Source organism: Micromonospora sp. NPDC005299 (assembly GCF_042872345.1).
Classification (GTDB): domain Bacteria; phylum Actinomycetota; class Actinomycetes; order Mycobacteriales; family Micromonosporaceae; genus Micromonospora.
The window spans coordinates 23,789-44,642 of record NZ_JBIAKG010000010.1 but is presented as its reverse complement, the minus strand read 5'-3'; the positions used below and the strand labels follow the sequence as shown (position 1 = coordinate 44,642).

Genomic DNA, 20,854 nt, shown 5'->3' with positions numbered 1-20,854 from the left:
TGCCCCCGATTATCAGACGGCCGTCTTGGTGACCCGGCAAATTCGCCCGTTCCCGCCTGGCGCTCACCCTGTCCGCCCCTGCCGGTCCAGCCGAGGGCAGGCGGACCAGTTCGTCGCCGTACTACCGTCCGTTCCAGGCCTTCTCCTCCGGCATCCGCGGAGGCAGTATGACGATGTGACATCGACAGCTAGAGAACGACAGGTTTTTCAGGCGCGAGCGGCGCTTATCCTCGCCGCCCGTCGGCGTTCGCTGGTGACGTACAAGGAGCTAGGCCTGGCCATCGGCATGACGGGTGTCTCCCTCAGTCACCACATGGGGCGGGTACTTGATGAACTTTCCGACGTATGCATAGAAGCTGGAGAGCCCTCACTCGCTGCCCTCGTGGTCAAGTCAGATACCGGCGCCCCAGGCAAGGGCTTTGACGACGGTGGAGTTCCGTGGCACTCCGAGGTGCAGGAGGTTTTTCGCTACTGGGCTAAGCAGTAAGGCGTGAGTGTCACGGACTGGCTACGCCACCTGGCCGGTCGAGGGCCGGAATCACCAGCGCTCCCAGGACGAAGGCGATCTCCGCCTCTGCCCTGGGTTGCAGCAGCTGTTCGGTGGGCAGCTCGGCGCCTGCGGCGAACGCCATGTCGTCGAACAGCACACCGAAGTCAGGCTGGTCCACGCCGAGCTGGGCCTGGACGGCGGGGGACGTCAGGCCGATCTTGCGTCCGACCACCTTGGCTCCGCCGGCAAGACGTAGCTCGCTCAGCCGCTCTTGCACTGCGTACGCCGTGGTGACGTCGTCGGGGTCGATGAGGTCGCGCAACGGTGGGCAGGGAATCCGGTCACGTGCGGCCGTGCGGAGGCGCTCCGCGGCCGCGTCGACCGTTGCCCGAGGGTCGGCAAGGGTGACGTCCATGCTGCACACCGTGGCGATCACACGTCCATTTACCGAGCGGAGTGTTCCGCTTGCCGGAACGGGGCGCAGCCTTGCGTGTTGCCGGCGAGCTCTTCGGCGCTCTTCTTCGTTGTGCGCATGGATGAGCACGAGTACAGCCGGATCCACGAGGACCGGAGTTTCCTGAGCAGCAACGTGCCGCGCAGCTCGACCTGGTGGATCTTTCCAACGCATCGCCGGGGGTTTGTGCGCATTCGATGGCGTACGCCGCCGGATGCGGCGCAATCTGACTATGGGCGAGCCGAGGACAGCAATCGACCGTAGTTGGGAAGCGGCTCGTGGATCCGAAGCGTCCTGAGCACCAGCCACAGCAGCGCCTGGTTACTGGTAACGACCGGCAGGCCGGTCAGTTCCTCGATCCCGGAGATGGCTCGCGCGGTCTGCGTACCCGCGCAGCTGACCAGCACGGCGTCGGCGGCAGAGGCGTCGACCCGGGAGGCAATGGCGATCCACTCCTCGGGTGGGATGATCCCCTGCTCGATTGGAGTGGAGCACGCCGGGCCCGCATGATCGACCACCTCGAAACCCTGACCCGCGAGATAGGCGATCTCTGCCTCCTCAACCTCGGTCGGGTAGGGGTCGAGGAGTGCAATACGTGTCGCCCCGATGTACCCCAGTGCCTGGATCACGGCCTCGATCGTCGACACGCACGGAATTCCTCCCGTGGCAGCGCCCACCCGTGCCCGTACCTCGTCGGCTCCAACAAGCATGCTGGCAGCGGTGCAGTTGAACGCGATCATGTCCGCCTCGGCATGCGACAGCAACGCCGCGGCCTGCTCTATCCCCGCTGTCATCGCGCGGTCGTCGTCGAGCCCCGTTCGACTGAAGGGCAATCGCGTGGTGAGGAAGTGGATACCGTCCGGTGCCATCATCTGGATCTCATAGTCACAGATTCCACCCGACGGATAGATGTGGCCGACCCGCGCACGAGTGCCGAAGCCGATGCTCACTAACCCGTTCCTTCCTTCGCGAGTTGCGGTGGGAACACTGTTTCTGGAGTGCGTCAACTCGGTCCACTCCGGTGGCTTGCCTGCCGGAACGGCCGACATCACGGTCCGGACCACGGGCATCGGGACCGTTGTCGCGCTGCTCGCCGGGGTATGCCTGGGCAACCCCTTGCCGGTCGTGCTGGGCGGGTGACTGCTGTCATCCTCTGGTCTGCCGCCGTCCGCCCTCGTCGATTACTGTGAGCGAATAAGACAACGGGCATCGCATGTACGGGGACTGCGATGATCATGAGAAACCGGTTCGATGAGCACAACCACGACCGGCGTGGCCGCCACGTATCGATAGTCCGGCGGCTGAACGTCAAGCGGCCGTCGCTGGGAGGGGCTGGCCTGGCGGCCTGGCGGCGGGCCGTCGAAAAGCTTCATCTGGGCGATCAGCAACCGGCCTACTTAGGTGGCCGCCCCGAACGATAGGCGTGCCAGGTGAGTAGGGCCGGGCATCGAGATGGGCCTCGGTGTCGGCCGGGACCCCGCCTGGTCCAAATAGTGTGGCTCTCAGCCAAGCGGGATGGCGCCGAGAAGGTGTAGCCCGCGTTGGGAGTCGGTTCGTGTCGATCCTCAGACACCAGTACGAACGACACAGACTTTGGGCCGCTGACCTGGCAGAACTCAGGTTAGCGGCCTTGATCGTTTCTCGGGCTGTTTGCCGTCGTGGGATCACCGTGGGATCACCGGCTCTGAGCCGGGCCGTCCGCCACAGCGTCCGGCGCGATCTTGTGCTCGGCGATCAAGACGGTTACGGTCCCACCGTTACGCATCTAGGTGCGTCGGCGGCGGAGCCCGCAGAATACCGGGTCGAGGCCGCCGCGTTCACGTGGAGGAACGCCGGAGAGCGTGACCCTGACCCAGCTGCGCGAGTGTTTCGCGTCGGTGGGCATCGACCTTGGCGGCGACTTCGTGAAGCTGGAGCTGCACGACGACGTGCTGATCGTCCAGCGGCTCATCCGCAGCCTGGCCGGCCTGCCGGTGTCCCGCCCCGACGGCGGTGTGCAGGTCCAGGGCGTGCAGGTCGCCGTGGTCCCCGAGCCACCGCCGGGAGGCTGAGCCGTGGCCGAGCCGGACCCGTGGCTGCCGCTGCGCCTCGACCACGAGGCGCGGGTGGTGGCCGCCGAGCGGCGTGGCGGTGGTGCGGGCCGGGCGGGACGCCCACGGCACGTGGGTAGCCGGGGCGCTGGTGCCGGAGGCCACGGAGGAGCAGGTGCAGCTGCTGCGCCGTTCGCCGCTGTCCGGGGACTGGCGGTGGATCGGCGGGCGCGACAGTTCGTCGCGGCGCCGTGCGTCAACGTGGGCGGGTTCCCGGTGGTGCGGGGCCGCTCGTCGGGCGGGCGTAAGCGATGGTCGCCTCCGGCTGCACCCAGGCATCCTGACCAGACCGTCCTCAAAAGACAGACACCGGGGTTACGAGGCGTCCCTTAGAATCGGAGGTCGATTCACTGAGGGGGCGGGAGGTCGGGGGTGGCGCTGGCCGGCAGGTTGGCGGAGGCCGACTGGGAATCGCATCGCCCTGCGGTCTTCGGGGCGGCCTACCGGATCCTCGGCTCCGTGGCCGAGGCCGAGGACGTGACGCAGGAGGTCTGGGTGCGCGCTGCCACCGCAGACCTGTCCGAGGTGCGAGATCTGCGGGCCTGGCTGGTGACCGTGACAGCCCGTACGTCCTACAACGTGCTGAAGTCGGCGCGTGTGCGGCGCGAGTCCTATGTCGGGCACTGGCTGCCCGAGCCGCTGCTGACCGGGCCCGACGCCGGCGCCCAGGTGCTCATGGACGAGTTGGTGAGCACCGCGATGCTGGTGGTTATGGAGACGCTCACGCCCGCCGAACGCGTCGCGCTGGTGCTGCACGACGTCTTCGACTTCCCGTTCGGCCGGATCGCCGAGGTGCTTGGCAGTACGCCCGCCGCCAGCCGCAAGCTCGCCTCCCGCGCGCGGGCGCGGGTCGCCGCCGTCGAGGAGCGGCCGAGGGCGTCCAGGGCGGAGACCGAGCGCGTGCTCAAGGCGTTCAAGGGGGCAGCCGACGCGGGGGACATGGCCGAGCTCGTCGAGCTGCTGGACCCTGAGGCCGTCTATGTCGCCGACGGCGGCGGCAAGGTGACCGCCGCGCGCAGGCCGGTCCGGGGCGCCGAGACGATCGCCCTGCTGGTGGTCAGGCAGATCGAGATCAGGCGCCCCGACGCGTTCCAGATCATCGAGGTAAACGGGCGTCCGGCCCTGGCAACCTACCGCGGCGGCGAGTTGGTCTGGCTCGACACCGTGGAGATCGCCGACGGGCGGATCACGGCGTTCAGGAGAGTGGCCAATCCCGAGAAGTTCGCGCACCTCGGTCACATCTGAACCCGCCATCTTGTCTCCCTGCCGAACCCTCCGATCCCCGGGGGCGAGGCTGAGAGAAGGCAACAGATGGCACACGTTGTGATCATTGGAGGCGGGTTCGCGGGCGTGTGGGGCGCGGCCGGAGCGGCGCTGGCACGCGGTGAGGCTGACCTGCGCATCACGCTCATCGCGCCGAACGAGCACCTGGTGCTGCGGCCGCGTCTGTACGAGCCGGAGCCGGACCTGGCCAAGGTGGAACTTAGCAGAATCCTCGCGCCGATCGGCGTCGAGCATCTGCGGGCCTCGGTGAGCACGATCGACACCGACCGCCGCGTGGTGGTGGCCGACGGCGAGGAGATCAGCTATGACCGCCTGGTACTGGCGGCGGGCAGCAAGCTCATTCAGCCCCAGGACCTGCCCGGCGTTGAACGGCTCTTCGACATCGACACTTTGGACGGGGCCCGGCGGCTCACCGACCATCTGCGCGACCGGGAGGACTATACCGCCGTGGTCGTCGGCGCCGGGTTCGTCGGCCTGGAGGCCGCGGCCGCGCTGGCCGCACGGGGCCGAGTGCTGCTGGTGGACCGGTCGGAGGTGGTCGGGGACCAGCTCGGCCCGGGCCCGCGTGATGAGATCGAGATGGCGCTGGACGTGCTGGGCGTCGACCGCCGCCTCGGGACAACGGTGACGCAGGTCGGCGACGGATACGCCGTCCTCTCCGACAGCACCAAGGTCGAGGCGGATGCGGTGGTCTGGTCCGTAGGGATCACGGCCAGCGAGCTCACCCGGCAGATCTCCGACGAGCTCGACGACCTCGGCCGGGTGCAGGTGGACCAGCGGCTGCGCGCCCTTCCCGAGGTGTTCGTCGCCGGGGACACAGCCGCGGCGGCGTTCGACGCCGAGCACACGGTCATGCAGGCCTGCCAGCACGCCACCCCGCTCGGCAAGGTCGCGGGGTACAACGCGGCTGCCGACCTGCTCGACGTGCCGCTGCGCGACTTCACCCCTGGCCCGTACGTCACCTGCCTGGACCTCGGCGGCGCCGGTGCGGTCTTCACCCGGGGCTGGGACCGCAGGGTTATGGCCTCGGGCACCGCCGGCGCGGACGTCAAGAAGCGGATCAACCACGCCATCCACCCGCCGGTCGACGACGCCGCGAAGATCCTCGCCGCCGCCGACCGCGTCTACATCGAGCTTCCCTTCTTCCCCCGCCATGAGGAGAAGGCAACCCCCGAGGCGTGAACCCACACCCCTACAGAACGCGGCGGCTCATCGGGCTGCCGCGTTCCCCGGCTCCCGCCTGGCCGGCGACGTGGCGGCGCAGGAGCCGAACGCAGGATCTGAGATCGGCGAGGGGCATCCGCTCATGCCGCCGACCGAGCGCGACCCACCGCGACCGACCCTCGCGGAAACCCTGCGTCCGATCGTGCCGATGAGCGTGCACCTGATCATGTGCGGCTGCGGCGGTCGTGACCGGCGAATCCAGCTTTCTCCGGCGCTCTTGTAGTGGGAGTCCTATGTGATCAGTCAGCGTTGGGCGGCTTCTGCGATGGCAGTGCGAGGGGCTGGTAGGTCAGTTCGAGTGCGCCGACGACAGGGCGCTGCAGGCGTTTGAGTCTTTGGTGCCGGATGCGGATGTCGTGTGATGCCCACATCCTCCGGAAGTGTGCGGCAAGCGACCGGCTGATCTTGTTGCGGTCCTGCCTCATCTGGCACCTGCCATGGTCGAGCGGGTGAACCGGTAGTCGGCTGGCCTGCGGATATGGGCGCGAGTGCGAGCCCGCCGTGCGGCGTGTCCGGCAGCGTTGGTGGTCGTACACCCGACACCGTCAGCGATCAGGACCCGAAACCTCGTTAGCGTCATCGACAGTTGTCGCCGAGGTATGCGCCATGGTCCAAGCAGGCAGGAGGAGACCCAATGGTGAGGCTTAAGCTCCGGGTTACCAGTGCTGTTGTCGTCGTTGCCGGACTCGTCGTCGCGTCGCCGCCCAGCGCGGCGACGGCGGCCACAAGTAAGAGCGGCGCCGACCGGATGACGGTGGTCGCCACCGGGCTCGACAACCCCAGGGGTTTGGCTGTGGCGCCCGGGGGAGTGGTGCTCGTCGCCGAGGCCGGCAAAGGCGGCCTGGGACCATGCATCATCGGCGGGCAGGGTCAGACTTTCTGTCTCGGCGCCACGGGCGCGATCACGGCAGTCTGGGGGCGACAGCAGAAACGCGTCGTTACCGGCCTCCCGTCACTGGGCACAATGAACCAGTCCGAGGTCCTCGGACCGCACGACATCGCGCTGACCAAGGCAGGCCCGCTCGTCACCATCGGCCTGGGCACGGACCCGCAGCGCCGGGCTCAGTTGGGTCCCGCCGGGGCGCTCATCGGCCAGACCGTGCGGGTCGGGCCTTCGGGCGCCAGCGCCTTCGCCGACCTGGCCGGGTACGAGGCGGCAAACAACCCGGACCGCGACCAGCCCGGCACTGGGCCGGACAGCAATCCGTACGGCCTCCTGCCGTACCGGGATGGCGCCGTGGTGACCGACGCGGGCGGCAACGACCTGCTGCGACTCGACCGCCAGGGTCGCATCTCCACACTCGCCGTCTTCCCGACGACGCCGACGCCGAACCCCTTCGGCGGACCGGGCATCCCGATGCAGTTCGTGCCGACCACAGTAACGACGGGTCCCGGCGGGGCGCTCTACGTCGGCCAGCTAACCGGATTCCCGTTTCCCGTCGGCGGAGCGAAGGTGTGGCGAGTCGTGCCCGGCCAGACGCCCACCGTCTTCGCCGAGGGCTTCACGAACATCGCCGATATCGCCTTTGACAACAAGGGCAGACTGCTTGTCCTCGAGATCTTCGCCAACGGCCTACTCAGCGGCGATGCGACTGGCGCATTGACCAGGGTGGAACGGGACGGCACCCGCACCGAACTCGCCCGGGCCGGCCTCGTCACGCCCACGGGCGTGGCGGTCGCCCACGAAGGCACGATCTACATCTCCAACAAGGGCACGATGGTTGGTCAGGGCGAGGTGCTGCGGCTGCGAGTGCGCGACTAGCTAAGCGAGCTATTTATGGCTGGCTGGTAGTGGCGGCCAGGCCCAGACGTTCTGGACCTTCACGTCCCGGTTCGAAATTCTGGGCCTGGCTGCGCAATCGGTGATCCTGTTCGGGCCCAACCATCCATGTGCTGGCCGGCGTCATTCGAGCTCGTCCCTCCCTGGCGCCGACCAATCTGACAGCATCCATCACTAGTTCCGGGCCTGGCCGATCAGATCCTGTGAGGTCCAGGTCACGGCGAAGCGTGATCCCGCGTCCCAGAACTGTCGTTCGGTCCGAATCGAGGTCGGACGATCAGCAGGGACTGATCCTTTTCGCTGATGCACCGACGGCGACCGATAAGAGCATCGGCCGGGACTGCCTGCGCCACTCTTTGCATCCACCGCACTGCGGCACGGAGTTGGTTTCCCGACACACTGCGTCCATATCCTCTCGCCGGCACGTAGTTTGCTGTCACGGTCCGACTACTGGGAGGCGCTCGCCGATGGCCGCGATGCTGGAACCCCGCCTGATTCCGCGAGCTCGCCACGCCGCCGTGGGGTCCTCCATTGGGCATGACCGGGCTCGCTGGAGCGGTTTCCTCCGACTCGCCCGACTACGCTTCCTGCTCTACAACCTTCTGCCGGTGGGCCTCGCCGTGGCGGTGTCGGTACACCAGGGCTACCCGTTCGATTTCAGGTGGTACGCCGTCGCGCAACTGTTCTCGTGGACGGTCCACGTAATGACGCACTATTGCAACGAGTACTTCGATCTGGAGGCCGACCGCGCGAACGTCTACTTCACCCCGTGGACCGGTGGCAGTCGAGCACTGGTGGACGGGCTGGTAGCTCCGGTGGTGTCGCTCGGCGCCGGGTTCGTCCTGTTGAGCGCGTCGGCGCTGATGGTGGCCGTCATGCCGTCCTGGCAGGCACGCGTGCTCGCCACCGCGGCCGTTGTGCTTGCCTGGTTCTACACCGCACCGCCACTGAAGTTCAACTATCGGGGCGCGGGGGAGATCACCGTCGCCGCGATCCTCAATGGCCTGTGGCCGGCCGTCGCGGTAATGCTTCAGGCGGGCACCGTACCCATGCTGCTGGTGGCCGTGCTGGCGCCCACCGCGTTGCTGCAGGTGGCACGGATGATGGTGATGAACCTGGGTGACCGCCGATCGGACGAGACGGTCGGCAAGCGCACGCTGCCGGTCATCATCGGCTACCAGCCGGCGGTGCGTCTGATCGTCGGCGCGCAGCCCGTCGCGTACGCGATGCTGACAGCATTCGCCGTGCTCGGCTGGGTACCGTGGCTGGTCTGGGCCGCGATGGTCTCTACCGCGCCGCTATCGGCATGGCTCGTCAGGCAGCTCCGCCGCGGCGCAATGCGTGACCTCGACCCCAGGCGGATGACACCGGTCGTGTTCTGGGCATCGAACCACGTGTCACTGATCGTCGCGGCGGCAATGCTCGGCGTAATCCTGGATGCGGCACGGCGCTCCGCCCACCCGGGCGCACTGGCCGTGCTTGGCGCGGTCCTCGCCGGCTACGTGATCCTGTTCGTCCACCGCCTATGGATGGCGCACCGCGCGTCGGTCAGCGTCGATTCCGGCCCGGGAGCAGCATCGGCGACGACACCGCGTGGGGTCGACCGCGCCAAGCCCCTCGGCGACACCGCCAATGGGTGAGATTGCCCAGGACCAGGGCCAGCCCTGCGGTGCCCTTCGCCATCTTCCGCACCGACATTGACCGCCGCGACAACGGCGGCGTGCCGGTGCAGCGTGACGAGGTACGGCTCGAGCGAGAGCCGATCACGGACGCCAACATCGGTAAGGCGTCGCCACGCACGCCCGCGCCTACCAGGCCGGCCGCCGCAGATCCCACCGGCAGCCCTGCTGACCAGGGCTTCCTGGCCGGTGACCTCTTCGGCGGACTCGAAGAGGTCACCGGAGCACCTAGACTCGTGCGAGCTTCAAGGTCTTGGCGATCGTCATCGGCGGTGGGGCAATGGTTCGTTCGCCCCTCGGACACCAGTTCTGGTGGAGTTTCACCGAAGATGAACCGGACCCGGTTCCGCATCGATGCGCCGGCATACCTGTGCTCACCCATCATCGTGAGCGTCGGCGAGCCGTACGTGGGCCCCGGCGCGCAGCGGGGTGTTGCCGGTTGGACCGGCCATGACACCAACTCGCCGCCGCGACCGTGAGCAGCTCATCGGCGCGCTCATTCCGGTCCCGCTTTCCGACCGACCGCGACCCCGCCCGGCGCCGATGCCGGCGCTGCCCGCACACGCCCGCCAGCAGACGCCTCACCGGACGAGATCCTGATCGGTATGGCTCGCCCGGACCGCTCCGGCCGGGTGACCGAACGCGGTCTGCTGCGCGCGCTGCGCTGGGGGCCGGGCCACCGCATCGCCATCAACGCGCAGGACCAGATGCTGGTGATCGCGTCGGCGCGGGCGGGGCAGCACGTGGTGGGCAGCCGAGGGGAGCTTCCACTACCGGCCAGCGCGCGCCAGATGTCCGCGATCGTGCCCGGGCAGTCGCTGCTGCTCGCCGCTCTGGTCGCCCATGACCTGCTGGTGATCCATCCGGCCAGTACCGTCGCGCGGTTGCTGGTCGACCTGCACGCCCAGGTGATCGGAGGCCGTCGTGTCGGCTGATCCCGCCCGTGTCGCCGCCGCCCGGCAACTGCTGGCCCATCTGGGCGTCACCCTCGCCGATCTGCAGGCCGAGCCCGGTCCTAGCCTGCCGACCCTCGCCGAGTACCTGCCCCACGTCGTCGCGGCAGCCGGGCCGGGTGCCCGCCGCACGTATGGCACCTACTGGAACCGCATGGCCGCCGTGTGGGGTGAGCGCCCCTTGGACGCCGTCGTCGCCAGCGACATCGAGGCGATGCAGCGACAGATCGCCGCGACCGCCCGGTCGCGGCGTAACAGTCGCAGCGGCCGGCACGCCGGTGAGCACGTCATCGCCGCCGCTCGCGCCGTCTACAACCGGGCCATCGCCGATGGGCTGATCGACGCCGCCGCCAGTCCCGCCCACCGGGTGGTCAAGCCTCGCCGACTACCGAGCACCGCCGTGCGCTGACCCCCGACGAGCTCGAACAGATCAACCGTGCTGCTCGCAGGAGCGGTAACGACGTCCTCCTCGACGCGCTGCTGCTGCGGCTGCATACCGAGACCGCCTGCCGCCGCGGTGGAGCGCTCGGGCTACGGCTGGCCGACCTGGACACCGACCGCGGGCTCGTACGGCTGACCGAGAAGGGTGCCACCCTGCGCTGGCAGCCGATCACCCTCGACCTCGCCGCCCACCTCGATGAACAGGCCCGCGCGCGTGGCGCGGTCTTGCCCACCGACCGTCTGTTGCGTTACCGCAATGGGCAGGCGATCACCAGCCGCCGCTACGATCACCTGTGGAAACGCATCGGCGAGCGGTTGCCGTGGGTGGCCGCCCAGGGCATATCCACCCATTGGCTGCGCCACACCACCCTGACCTGGGTCGAGCGGCACTTCGGCTACGGCATCGCCCGCGCCTACGCCGGGCACACCGACTCCACCGGGCCGGCCACCACCACGTACATCAAGGCCGACCTGCACGCGGTGGCTGCCGCGCTGGCCGCCATGACCGGCCAACCACACCCGCTCGCCACCACCGAAGACCGCGCTGGTCCGTGATGCCTGCTGGACCACCAAGCCAGTACCGCCACCAAATATTCAGGGCTGCTCGATCGACTGGTTCGGCAAACGAGGATGTCAGAACCCTCCGCTACCGTCGGGGCCAAGTGCAGTCACTCCATACTGGGGAGGACGATGACCGATCAGGAGACCGGCGAGCCGGTGGCCTCGGACCATCGGGTCGCGCGCGACACATCGACTCAACGCGCCCTATTTACGTACCTGACTGCCGAGGTGGCAGACGACTACATCGCCATCATGCGGGTCATCACCGGAACCTTGCTCGCCGACCTCTCTGCCGTCGAGATCGCTTCGCAGTTGGCGGAGCAGGGCACCGTCCTCGAGCCCGACACGGTGGAGGGCCGGTGCCGGCAGCTGGTGGGGTGGGGCAACCTGGTCCGCTCGGTTCGCGAGACCCGCGTGCCCACCGTCGCTGCCTATCACCGGTCTCGGTCGCGATACCAGGTCTCGAAGCTGGGCGGGCGCCTTCACCGCGAGGCCGAGGAGATCTTGCGAGCTGTCGACGGCGCGCGTGAGGTGGCGCGTGAACTGCTCGCGCGCATTGTCGACAGCCTGCAACAGATCTTGGACCAGGTGGCGAACACCCGGCGAGCCGTCGACAGCGAGGCACTCGCCGGCGCGGTGACCAGCGTCTTCACCGACCATCGAGTCTTTACCGAGTCGGTCACCGACTTCTACGCCTACCTGGCGGGCGTGCTCACCCGCTACGACCTTGCCGATCAAGAATATGCCCAGTTCAAAAGCCTGCTGCTCGACTACGTCGATCTCATCGGCGCCGACGTCAACCGTAACGCCCCGCTCATCCGGCAGCGGCTCCTGTGGGTGGTCGAGCTGATCGACAGCGTGCTGGACAACCTGCCGGTGCTGGTCATCGAAGGCATGGGCACGGACGTTGAGCGCCTGCCCGGTCGTACGCGCGACGAGTGGGAGCAGCTTGCGTCCTGGTACGGCGCTGGCGACGCGCGCTCCGGGCCTGACCAGCTGCGCGCCGCCGCGCGGCAAGCCCTGGGACAACTCATCACCAACGCCCGCCGGATGTTGACCGCCTCCGGCACCGGCCTGTCCCGCCGCGCCGATTTGCTCAAGCTCGCTGGCTGGTTCCACACTGCGGACAGTGAGACCGCGCACCGCCTGTACGACGCCGCGTTCGGCGCCTATCCGGCGCGCCATCTACTGATTGGGCCGGAGGAATCGGATGTGGCCGCCGGACCGACCGTGTCGTGGTGGGACGCCGTGCCGGTGGACGTACCGGTGTCGCTGCGCGAGCGAGGTGACCGGTCGGCCCGGGGCCGCAGCTCCCGAGTCCCGGATCCGGGAGCCGACGCCCAGCACCTGCTGGAACAGGCGCGGCGACGCAACGAAGCCCGGCGGGCTGCCGCGGCCGAGCTCATCGCCGTGGGCGCCCTGCATCGCAGCCGGCTGAGCCGTGCCGCCCGGGACCTGCTGCTCGACAAGCTGTCGCGCTTGATCGTCGCCGTGGTCGCGGGCGGCATGGCAGCCGAGGACAGCGATGCCGATCTCGACCTACTGCTTCGGATGACGCCTGCCCGTGGGCAGGTCACCGTGGTGACGGGCGACGATGGCACCGTCACCATCCATGACGTCGCCCTGGTCGCTCAACGCCTGCACGCGGCCGGCGGCGGCCTGGCGGTCCCGGCATGAGCGGCGCCACCGGCACGGCTTCGCAGTCGGCCCGGGAACGGCAGGATGCGGCCAGGGCTCTGCTGGCTCGCCCTTTGCTGACCGCCGCTCACGCCGAGGAGCTTTCCCTCGTACGCCTGCATGCCCCGGCTCTGCGCAGCGTGTTCAAGACCACCCTGGGCTACCACCTCGTTGTCGAGTCGACGTTTGCGCGTCTCACCAAGGGGCCCATCAGCGCGGACGGACCCGCACGCCCCGCGCGCCGCGCCGACGGCAGCGCCTTCACCCCCGTTACGTACACCCATTTGGCGTTGTTGTGCGCCGCCTTGCTGGCACCGGGCACAGGGGAGCAGATCCTCATCTCGGCCCTTATCGAGCAGGTGCGGTCCGACGCGGCCACCATCGGCGTCCGGATCGGGGACACGCTGCCGGAACGCCGGGCGTTGGTGACCGCGATCGGTCATTTGATCGGCTGGGGCGTGCTGTCGGAAACCGACGGGACGGCCGGTGGCTGGGGCGAACGCCGCGACGAGGCCCTGCTGACGCTGCACCGGGCGGCACTGCCACACCTTCTCGCGCGGCCGCTGTCGGGCATGGAGCATGTCGACGACCTGCTGGCCGAGGACCCGCAGGCCGCCGACCAGCCGCGCCGGTCCCTGCGACGCAAGCTGGTCGAGAACCCTCTCGTACGCCGTGAGGACCTCACCGACGCCGAGCGAGATGTGTTGTCGCGCGAACGCACCGAACTGACCCGGGTGCTGGCGGACAACTTCGGCCTCACGCTCGAGGTCCGGGCCGAGGGCGCCCTTGCCTACGACACGGCCGGCAGCCTGACCGACGTCACGTTCCCCGGCAGCGGCCGGGTCAAGCAGGCCGCGTTGCTGCTTCTCGGGGAGCTCATCGACGCCCGTACGCCGACCGCCGGTGCGAGCGCGACCCTCGACGACGAACGGGCGGTTCCGGGGTTGGCGGTGAAGTGGTCTGAGATCGAGGCGACCCTTGCGTCGCTGACGAACCGACACGCCAAAGCCTGGGGCGAGACGATCGGACTGCGCGATGAAGCCATCGCGGTCCTCACCGACATGGGGCTTGCCCGGCCGACTTCCGAGGGAATCGTCGTCCATCCCGCTGCTGCCCGTTACCGGCCGCGCCCTCAATCCGCACCGCCGACCCGCGCTGCGCGCCGCCTCGCCGACCAGCTCGAACTGGAGATGCCATGACCGACCTGTTCGACCGGACCCCTCTGCGGCAGTATCCGTACCGATGGCGGTTGTCGCGTGCCGGCTTCGTCAACGTGTGGCATTACTACGAGAACACCTTCGACATCTCCGGCGGCCGGTTGATCCTGCGCGGCTCGAACGGATCCGGCAAGTCCCGTGCCTTGGAGATGCTGCTGCCGTTCCTGCTGGACGCGGATCGGCGCAACATGGGTACGGGCTCGTCGGTCAAGATGGAGGACCTGATGAGTGCGGGCGCCGGCGAGCAGACCAACCGCCTCGGCTACATGTGGTTGGAGCTGCGCTGCGATGAAGAATCCGCGGAGTCCGGCGGTCCGGTCACGCGGTTCCTCACCCTGGGGGCGCTGGTCCGTTTCGCAGTCAGCACCAAGGAAGCGAAGGTCTGGTACTTCACCACGCCGCTGCGCGTCGGGGCGGAGCTGCGCTTGCTGGGCGCCGATCGTCAGCCGCTGTCGCGACGGGACCTTGCCGACCTCGTCACCGAGGAACGCATCACCGACGTCGCCGAGAAACACCGCGAACGGGTACGCGCCGAAGTGTTCGGGCTTACTGGGCAGCTCGGCCGTGAGCGGTTCGATGGCCTGACCAAGTTGCTGCACACCTTGCGTTCCCCGGATGTCGGCAACCGCATCGAGGAGGGGCGCCTGCCGGCGATCTTGGCCGACGCGTTGCCGCCGCTGTCCGAGGAGGCCTTGACCGACGCGGGTCAGCAGCTCGACGGGCTCACCAGCACCCGGGAGGACCAGCAACGGCTAGAGGCCGCCCGCGATCAGGTGCGGACGTTCCTCGACGCGTACCGAAAATACGTCACCGGAGTGCTCGCCACCTCCCTGCGGGACCTGCGCTTCGACGCCGAGGAAGCGCGGCGGGCCGCGGACGACGCGCGCGAGCGCGCGAACCGCGCCGCTCAGCTCGAGGAGCAGCTCGCCGCTGACACGCTGCGCCTGGAGGAACGAAACCAGCAGGCCGAAGGCCTCGAAGCACGCCTGGACGGGTTGCGCGACTCCGACGACTACCGCAGCGGACAAGAACTGGGGCAACTCGGCGCGGTGGTGAACGCCCGCGCCGGCGAAGCCGACACAGCGCTGAAGGCCGCAGACGGAGCGCGCCGCGAGGAGGAGCGGCGCGTTGCCGACACGGCCATCTTGGCCGGCGATGTCGAGCGGGCCGCCGGCCGGATCTCCGCCACGCTCCGGGACACCCGAAAACGGTTGGCCACGGCCGGCATCACCGATCACGAGCTGCCCACCGAGGTGCGTGCCGACCGGCGGTCGGGACCAGGCACCCCTCGTACGGTACGGACCTCGCGCCTTGCCGAGCCGGACATCCTCGACACGCCGGTTCCCGACGTTCTCGCACTGGAACCGGCGAACTTGAATTTTTTGACGGACGCCGCACAGCGGACCGGACAGCTCGCGCGCACCCGTGCCGCGCAGGCGAGCAACCGTGCGATCGAAGCACGCTCCCTGAAGGAGCAGCGGCGAGAGGCGGACCAGGCTGCCGACAAGGCATCCGAAGTTGAGGAGCGGGCCACGGAGGCCACCTCCGACGCCGAGCAGGCCGCCGAGGATCGTGACGACGCGGCTCTCGCCCTCGTCGACCGGTGGCGGAATTGGATCGAGAGCCACACCACAGCTGAACTCCTCGGGCCCGTCAACTGGGCATCGGTTCCGGCCCTTCGCCGAATCATCACCGATCGGACGGCGCTCTGCGGTGAGGGAACGGACGTGGCCGACCTGCAAGAGCTGGACGGGGCGGCTGACGACGCCGTCACCGACGCCACCGCGCACGTGGACCGAGCACTGGAGCGCCTCCGCGACGCCGACCATCTGGCACAGCAGCAGGCTGATGCGCTCACGGCCGAGCAGGCCAGGCTCTTGGCCGAGCACGACCCGGAACCCGAGGCGCCCACCTGGGTTACCGGCACCGACGGCGTGCCGTTGTGGCGATGCCTGGACTTCGCCGAGGCAGCCGACGCGGACCTGCGCGCCGGTCTCGAGGCAGGCCTTCTGGCCTCGGGGCTGCTCACCGCGACCGTGGACAGCACCGGCCGGCTGGTCGCCACCACCGGCCACCTGCTTCTGACAACGGCACGGGAGCGGGTCCCCGTACCGCTGTCTACCGTGCTCGTCGTCGACCGGGCCAGTCCGCTGCCGGCTGTGGCGGTTCAGGCTGTCCTGGACCGGATCGGGCTGGACGACCCCACCGTCACCACCTGGATCGGCGGCGACGGTAGCTGGGGGAACGGTGCCCTTCGCGGCCGGCACACCATACCTGCGGCGCGGCACATCGGGGCGGCGGCACGGGCAGCAGCGCGCGCCGAACGGCTGTTCGACATCGAGTGCGACCTGAAACGGCTCGCCGACGAAGCCGCGCTTCGGCAGGCCGAACGCGTCGACCTGCAATCCCGCCGGACCGCTCTCCGCGATCACCACCGCACCGCCCCCCGGTCCGCGGCGCTGACGCAGGCGCGGACCCTGGCCCAGGAAAGGGCTCGACAGGCCACTCGGACGGCAGGTGACGCCGTACGGTTGCGAGCCACGGCCGACCGGCTCTCCCGAGCCTGGGCCGAGAAGGACCGCGAGCACCGCCTCGCCTGTGCAGAGTTCGGCCTTCCGGCCGACGAAGACTCGTTGCGTGCGCTGCAGGAGGCCGCACGGTCCGCCGCGGACAATTGCGCCACGGTCACCGAGGAAGCGAAAGACGTCGCGCAATTCATACAGCGGTACGCGGACTCGGTCACGGCCGTCACCAAGTTGGCCGGCAGGCGGGTCGAAGCCGAGAAACACGCGGCCGCAGCTTGGCAGAGCTGGCAGAACGACGAGACGCGGTTGCGCGCTCTGACCGAGGCGGTCGGTATCGCCGCTGCCGAGGTGCAGCGCCAGGTCATGGACGCGGAAACCCAGCTCAGGAAGATCAGGAACGCCATTCGGGAAGGCACGGTCGCCCTGCAGAACCTCAGCCGCGACGCGGGAACCGCCGGATCGGAAGCCGAGACAGCGGCGACGCGAGCCGGCGAACGCCGTACCGGATTGGGACGGCGCGTGACCGCGGTGCTGGATCAACTCAACCAGCCCGGCATCGTCGACACGGCGTTCACTGCCGCCCCCGGTGACGTCTTCACCGACCTCGCGCCGGAAGCGGTCGCGGCTGAGTCCGCCGCCGTCGCTGCGGCGCTGCGCGCGGGCCGATCCGACGAGAACGCCCTGTTCCGCGCCCAGCAGGCCTTCGAACGCGAGATCTCCGGCAGCTACGACGTTGCCGCGACCGTGGTGGCTGGCATCCGGCTGTTCGAGCTGATCGACGCCGACGGCCGCCGACCGCTGGCCCTCGCCGCGATGGAGATCGAGCGGCAGTGCGAGGTCGGTCGCGCCGCCCTCACCGAACGCGAGCACCAGGTCTTCCACCGGTTCGTCCTCGGCGAAGTAGGGGAGGAACTGCGTCGTCGACTCGGCCAGGCGACCACTCTCATCACCGCGATGAACGCCAGCCTCAAGTCCATCCGAACTAGCCACGGTATCGGCGTCCGCCTCACCTGGAAATTGGCTGAGGAGGCGGGCAGCGACATCGTGCGGATCAAAACCCTCGTCAGCACCGCCGCCGCTGTGCGTACCGCCGCGCAGGACACCGAACTCACGGATCTGCTGTCCAGCAGGGTCGCGGCCGAGGCGACCAAAGACCCGACCGCCGGGTACGCGGTCCACCTGCGCGCCGCCTTGGACTACCGCGCCTGGCACACCGTCGAGGTCATCATCACCGGTCCAGAAGAGGGCAGGGAACGACGGATCAGTCGGCGGGCGAAACTCTCCCAAGGCGAAACCCGTTTCGTGTCGTACGTGACCCTGTTCGCGGCGGTCGACGCCTACTTGTCCGGCCTCGAGAACACCGACACGGCGCTGCGGCTCATTCTGCTCGATGACGCGTTCGCCAAGGTGGACGAGCAAACCATCGCGGAGCTGCTAGGCCTGCTCGTCCGCCTCGACGTCGACTTCGCCATGACAGGGCACGCGCTCTGGGGCTGCGTTCCCCAAGTGCCCTCGCTCGACATTTACGAGATTTGCCGCGAAGAGGGAACACCAGCCGCCACCGCGCACGTGCACTGGGACGGGCGTACCCGACACTTCCTACGCGCCGCATGAACGGCCCTGGTGCGCTCCCGCCTGAGCTGCGCGAGTACCTGGCAACGCCCCACTTGGCGCCGATGTGGCAGGCCGTCCGCGCCCGCTTGGAACGCAACCGTCTGCAGCCGACCGGTACCGTCTCCGTCAACCTCGACCAGGTCGGTGCGGATCGACTCTCCGGGCTGCTCGGACGCACCGTCGCCGCGGGAGCCCGGCGTCGGATCAGTCTGGCCGACCTGGATGCGGCGCTGCGTGGCTCCGACGGTGGCCGAGGCTTGGTCTCCGTGATCGAGATCCTCGACGGTCGCCCGGTCCTCGACCGCGCTGGCGCCCGCGACAGCATCCAGGCGGAGTGGGCTGAAGTGTGGCGGCGGCTGGATTCGTCCCTGGCCGAGGCCGGGCTGGCTGATGCGCCGTGGGTCGCGGACTGGATCGACAGCCTGCGTCGCTCGGGCATTCTCACCAGAGCCGGGACAGATGCCGCCGACCGCGCCCTCTCCCACGCCGTGGCGGGACTCGGGATCCTGCTGAACAGAGCTGAGGGACCGCAGTCCATCCGCGAGCTCGGCGCTTTGGCCAGTGAGGTTACCGGCACTGCGCACGGCTTCGACGAGACCACGCTGGCTGCTGGCGTGCTGTTGCGAGCCGCGGCTCATGCTCTTGAGCGGCCGGCCCCGGAGACCGCGGCCGACCGCAGGGAGCTCTGGAAAGCGCTGCGGGTTGCTACCGACTCGCTGTCCGGAACAGTTCTTGCGTGGCAGATCCGTCCACCGGGTACGGACGGTTGGTCGCGTATGATGCGAGACCGGGCGGACCTGGGACTCGTGACTCACCTGACACTGCATGAACTCGATGTAGCGGGTCCCGCATCGCTGGCGCCGCGGGGACAGGTCATCTCCGTCTGTGAGAATCCGCAGGTATTGCAGGCTGCGGCCCGTACGCGTTCCGAGATGCCGCTACTGTGCTTGTCTGGCAATCCTGCGATCGTCGGAACCCGACTGATACGAACAATGGTTCACCAGGGCAGTACCCTCCGGTACCACGGCGACTTCGACTGGCCTGGGGTTGCCATCGCCGCCCGCGTTATGGGCCTCGGGGCTGAACCGTGGCAGATGTTCGCCGATGACTACCTGGCAGCCGTTGAAAGGCTCGATGACGATCATGTCGTCGCTCTCACGGGCAATCCGTCGCTGACCCCCTGGGATCCTCGGCTGGGGCCCGTCATGGCGGAGCAGGGCGTGGCAGTCCACGAAGAATTCGTCCTGCCCAACCTCCTGGCTGACCTCCGATGAAACGAAGAACGCCCTGAACGCCGATCACCGCAGGGAGAGTGGCAGGTTCCTTCGGCTGCCGTCGGTGTCGGGGCCGCCCCTCGCTCAGGAGGTGATGCGACCGCCTACGGCAGCTTGTCGTCGTCATGAGCGGGGCCAGTCGTGCCGCGATTCGCCCTATCGCAGGTGTGCTCGTTCGTCGACGTGGATTTCCGGCTGACCGGTTGGGGGTGTGCTCTCGGCGAGCGCTAGGACAGATTGGCGATGAGTTCTTCCCGCCATTGCGCGAAGCGCTTGCGCATCTCGCTGATATGCGCGGGGCCGGCACCGTAGGCGGCGAAACGGCGGTCCGGGTAGCGCTCCAGCATTCCGAACAGGTCTGCCAGGATGCGCCGGTCGAACCCCGCGTCGGATTGTTCGGCCAACTCGCACAGCTGCGCCCGGGTGTAGCGGCCGGTCATGAGGGCCGCGTCGATGTCCAGGAAGTCTCGGGGCTCGGCGCGCGTGTAGAGGGCGGACATCTTGCCCGCGACGACGTCGTCGGCGTGCAGCACCGGCCCGACGTCCATCATCACCGGCGGCAACGCGCGCCAGTTGGCCGCCAGCTCGACCTTGTACGGATGCTCAGGGTGAGCGGGATCGATGACCGCGAGTCGGGCGAAGGTGTCGAACTGCTGCGTCACCTCGACGGAATACCCGCCGACCCGGTAGCCGTCGACCACGGCATCCACTGCTGCGGCGAACTCGCCGCGTCGCTCCCACGCCGTGAACAGGTCGACGTCCTCGCTCGGGCGGTCCAGGATGCCGTGGGCCTGTACGGCATAGCCGCCGGCCAGCGCGAACCCGTAGCGGGCAGCGACCCGCAGTCCGATCTCCGCCAGGCGGAAGTGAACCTCATCCACTTCTATCCGGCGAGCGTTTGGGGTGGCGTGGTCAGTTCGGGAAAGCGTGCCTGCCACAACGCCCGCAGGCGGGCCGGGAGCCACAAGTTGGGCCACAAGCGGCGCAGCGTCGGGCCGTGCAACCACCGGCACAGGTCCGCGACCGAATTGGCCTGGTTCAGCACGGTCTGGTACATCAGCTGCAGATCGCCGGCGTCGTCCAGGTCGTAGGTACTGTCGCCGGACCAGTCCAGCGACCGGTCGAGTGTCACCACACCGCGAACCGGACCCTGCAGGTCGGACAGGGCGGCGGCGACCACAAAGTGCCGCTGGTCCACGTACCGTGAACCAGGCGGTGCGCCATTGCCGCTGGACATGTCTACCTCCTGATCCAGATCGTACGTCCGAGCGGCGTCGCCGGCTGGCATGACATCGACCTGCCTGCCATAAAATCTCCTGCGATGGGCCCTGCGGCCCGATGGTCATCGCTGGAAGGGCGAACACTCGCCTGCCGATCCCGCACTACAGGCGGCGTCACGCGGTGGGTTCGGCTTCGGGCGCGCGGCTTTCGGCGTGGGCGGTCTCGCGAACCTCCCGGCGGCGTTCCCGGGTCAGGTGCAGCTGAACCAGCAGCAGGGGTGCCCAGAGCGGCGAGCAGGCCGAGGACCGCCAGTGCGGGCAACCCGCAGCAGCGCGGGGATGGTCGCGGCGAGGACGGGCTCGACATGATC

Annotated in this window: 18 protein-coding genes; 13 read left to right on the top strand and 5 right to left on the bottom strand. The window is 68.8% G+C overall.

The features are described from left to right. Positions 1–497: 497 nt before the first annotated feature. Both ACFYPD_RS25400 and ACFYPD_RS25395 read right to left on the bottom strand, forming a co-directional pair. Positions 498–905, bottom strand: coding sequence for a 2-keto-4-pentenoate hydratase (locus ACFYPD_RS25400; RefSeq protein ID WP_387118273.1), 408 nt, complete (start codon positions 903–905; stop codon positions 498–500). Between the two features lie 269 nt (positions 906–1,174). Next, a complete protein-coding gene (locus ACFYPD_RS25395; RefSeq protein ID WP_387118270.1) occupies positions 1,175–1,894 on the bottom strand; it encodes a hypothetical protein in 720 nt (239 codons plus the stop codon). Between the two features lie 891 nt (positions 1,895–2,785). Here ACFYPD_RS25395 and ACFYPD_RS25390 point away from each other — a divergent pair. The 3 genes from ACFYPD_RS25390 (at position 2,786) to ACFYPD_RS25380 (ending at position 5,500) form a co-directional block, all read left to right on the top strand. Continuing rightward, positions 2,786–2,995 (top strand): hypothetical protein, encoded by a 210-nt coding sequence (locus ACFYPD_RS25390; protein WP_387118267.1) that lies wholly within the window; start codon positions 2,786–2,788, stop codon positions 2,993–2,995. A 411-nt stretch (positions 2,996–3,406) separates the two neighbouring features. Continuing rightward, on the top strand, positions 3,407–4,279 hold the full coding sequence (gene sigJ, locus ACFYPD_RS25385) for an RNA polymerase sigma factor SigJ (RefSeq protein WP_387118264.1): 873 nt from the start codon (positions 3,407–3,409) through the stop codon (positions 4,277–4,279). A 66-nt stretch (positions 4,280–4,345) separates the two neighbouring features. Continuing rightward, a complete protein-coding gene (locus ACFYPD_RS25380; RefSeq protein WP_387118260.1) occupies positions 4,346–5,500 on the top strand; it encodes an NAD(P)/FAD-dependent oxidoreductase in 1,155 nt (384 codons plus the stop codon). 281 nt (positions 5,501–5,781) lie between these two features. On the opposite strand, the gene ACFYPD_RS25375 is transcribed toward ACFYPD_RS25380, so the two are convergent. Continuing rightward, entirely contained in the window at positions 5,782–5,967 is a 186-nt protein-coding gene (locus ACFYPD_RS25375; protein WP_387118257.1) for a hypothetical protein, read from the bottom strand. 209 nt (positions 5,968–6,176) lie between these two features. Here ACFYPD_RS25375 and ACFYPD_RS25370 point away from each other — a divergent pair, with 209 nt between their 5' ends. The 10 genes from ACFYPD_RS25370 to ACFYPD_RS25325 all read left to right on the top strand — a co-directional run bounded on the left by ACFYPD_RS25370 (position 6,177) and on the right by ACFYPD_RS25325 (position 19,263). Further along, a complete protein-coding gene (locus ACFYPD_RS25370) occupies positions 6,177–7,304 on the top strand; it encodes a ScyD/ScyE family protein (RefSeq protein ID WP_387118254.1) in 1,128 nt (375 codons plus the stop codon). Positions 7,305–7,789: 485 nt separating this feature from the next. After that, complete coding sequence (locus tag ACFYPD_RS25365; RefSeq protein WP_387118251.1) at positions 7,790–8,962, top strand: prenyltransferase; 1,173 nt, start codon at positions 7,790–7,792, stop codon at positions 8,960–8,962. 29 nt (positions 8,963–8,991) lie between these two features. After that, a complete protein-coding gene (locus tag ACFYPD_RS25360; RefSeq protein WP_387118249.1) occupies positions 8,992–9,480 on the top strand; it encodes a hypothetical protein in 489 nt (162 codons plus the stop codon). 126 nt (positions 9,481–9,606) lie between these two features. Further along, positions 9,607–9,936 (top strand): hypothetical protein, encoded by a 330-nt coding sequence (locus tag ACFYPD_RS25355; RefSeq protein ID WP_387118246.1) that lies wholly within the window; start codon positions 9,607–9,609, stop codon positions 9,934–9,936. Then, positions 9,926–10,363, top strand: coding sequence for an integrase (locus ACFYPD_RS25350; RefSeq protein WP_387118244.1), 438 nt, complete (start codon positions 9,926–9,928; stop codon positions 10,361–10,363). Before ACFYPD_RS25355 ends, ACFYPD_RS25350 begins: the two co-directional genes overlap by 11 nt. Beyond that, positions 10,360–10,950, top strand: coding sequence for a tyrosine-type recombinase/integrase (locus ACFYPD_RS25345; protein WP_387118757.1), 591 nt, complete (start codon positions 10,360–10,362; stop codon positions 10,948–10,950). The genes ACFYPD_RS25350 and ACFYPD_RS25345 overlap by 4 nt, the downstream gene beginning before the upstream one ends. Positions 10,951–11,085: 135 nt before the next feature. Continuing rightward, on the top strand, positions 11,086–12,633 hold the full coding sequence (locus ACFYPD_RS25340; RefSeq protein WP_387118241.1) for a DUF2397 domain-containing protein: 1,548 nt from the start codon (positions 11,086–11,088) through the stop codon (positions 12,631–12,633). Further along, positions 12,630–13,832, top strand: a complete 1,203-nt coding sequence (locus ACFYPD_RS25335; RefSeq protein ID WP_387118238.1) for a TIGR02678 family protein — start codon at positions 12,630–12,632, stop codon at positions 13,830–13,832. The genes ACFYPD_RS25340 and ACFYPD_RS25335 overlap by 4 nt, the downstream gene beginning before the upstream one ends. Then, positions 13,829–17,989 carry a TIGR02680 family protein gene (locus tag ACFYPD_RS25330; protein ID WP_387118235.1) on the top strand — a complete coding sequence of 1,387 codons (4,161 nt, stop codon included), beginning with the start codon at positions 13,829–13,831 and terminating at the stop codon, positions 17,987–17,989. The genes ACFYPD_RS25335 and ACFYPD_RS25330 overlap by 4 nt, the downstream gene beginning before the upstream one ends. Positions 17,990–18,051: 62 nt before the next feature. Next, complete coding sequence (locus ACFYPD_RS25325) at positions 18,052–19,263, top strand: TIGR02679 family protein (RefSeq protein ID WP_387118232.1); 1,212 nt, start codon at positions 18,052–18,054, stop codon at positions 19,261–19,263. A 227-nt stretch (positions 19,264–19,490) separates the two neighbouring features. On the opposite strand, the gene ACFYPD_RS25320 is transcribed toward ACFYPD_RS25325, so the two are convergent. Together ACFYPD_RS25320 and ACFYPD_RS25315 are read right to left on the bottom strand one after the other, a co-directional pair. Next, entirely contained in the window at positions 19,491–20,144 is a 654-nt protein-coding gene (locus ACFYPD_RS25320; protein ID WP_387118229.1) for a nucleotidyl transferase AbiEii/AbiGii toxin family protein, read from the bottom strand. A 2-nt stretch (positions 20,145–20,146) separates the two neighbouring features. After that, positions 20,147–20,500 carry a hypothetical protein gene (locus ACFYPD_RS25315; protein WP_387118225.1) on the bottom strand — a complete coding sequence of 118 codons (354 nt, stop codon included), beginning with the start codon at positions 20,498–20,500 and terminating at the stop codon, positions 20,147–20,149. Between the last annotated feature and the right edge of the window lie 354 nt (positions 20,501–20,854).

Bases quoted from the DNA above. Each gene is read 5' to 3' on its own strand.
- ACFYPD_RS25400 (WP_387118273.1), bottom strand. From the start codon at position 905: ATGGACGTCACCCTTGCCGACCCTCGGGCAACGGTCGACGCGGCCGCG.
- ACFYPD_RS25380 (WP_387118260.1), top strand. From the start codon at position 4,346: ATGGCACACGTTGTGATCATTGGAGGCGGGTTCGCGGGCGTGTGGGGC.
- ACFYPD_RS25375 (WP_387118257.1), bottom strand. From the start codon at position 5,967: ATGAGGCAGGACCGCAACAAGATCAGCCGGTCGCTTGCCGCACACTTC.
- ACFYPD_RS25370 (WP_387118254.1), top strand. From the start codon at position 6,177: ATGGTGAGGCTTAAGCTCCGGGTTACCAGTGCTGTTGTCGTCGTTGCC.
- ACFYPD_RS25365 (WP_387118251.1), top strand. From the start codon at position 7,790: ATGGCCGCGATGCTGGAACCCCGCCTGATTCCGCGAGCTCGCCACGCC.
- ACFYPD_RS25355 (WP_387118246.1), top strand. From the start codon at position 9,607: ATGGCTCGCCCGGACCGCTCCGGCCGGGTGACCGAACGCGGTCTGCTG.
- ACFYPD_RS25340 (WP_387118241.1), top strand. From the start codon at position 11,086: ATGACCGATCAGGAGACCGGCGAGCCGGTGGCCTCGGACCATCGGGTC.
- ACFYPD_RS25335 (WP_387118238.1), top strand. From the start codon at position 12,630: ATGAGCGGCGCCACCGGCACGGCTTCGCAGTCGGCCCGGGAACGGCAG.
- ACFYPD_RS25330 (WP_387118235.1), top strand. From the start codon at position 13,829: ATGACCGACCTGTTCGACCGGACCCCTCTGCGGCAGTATCCGTACCGA.
- ACFYPD_RS25325 (WP_387118232.1), top strand. From the start codon at position 18,052: ATGTGGCAGGCCGTCCGCGCCCGCTTGGAACGCAACCGTCTGCAGCCG.
- ACFYPD_RS25315 (WP_387118225.1), bottom strand. From the start codon at position 20,500: ATGTCCAGCGGCAATGGCGCACCGCCTGGTTCACGGTACGTGGACCAG.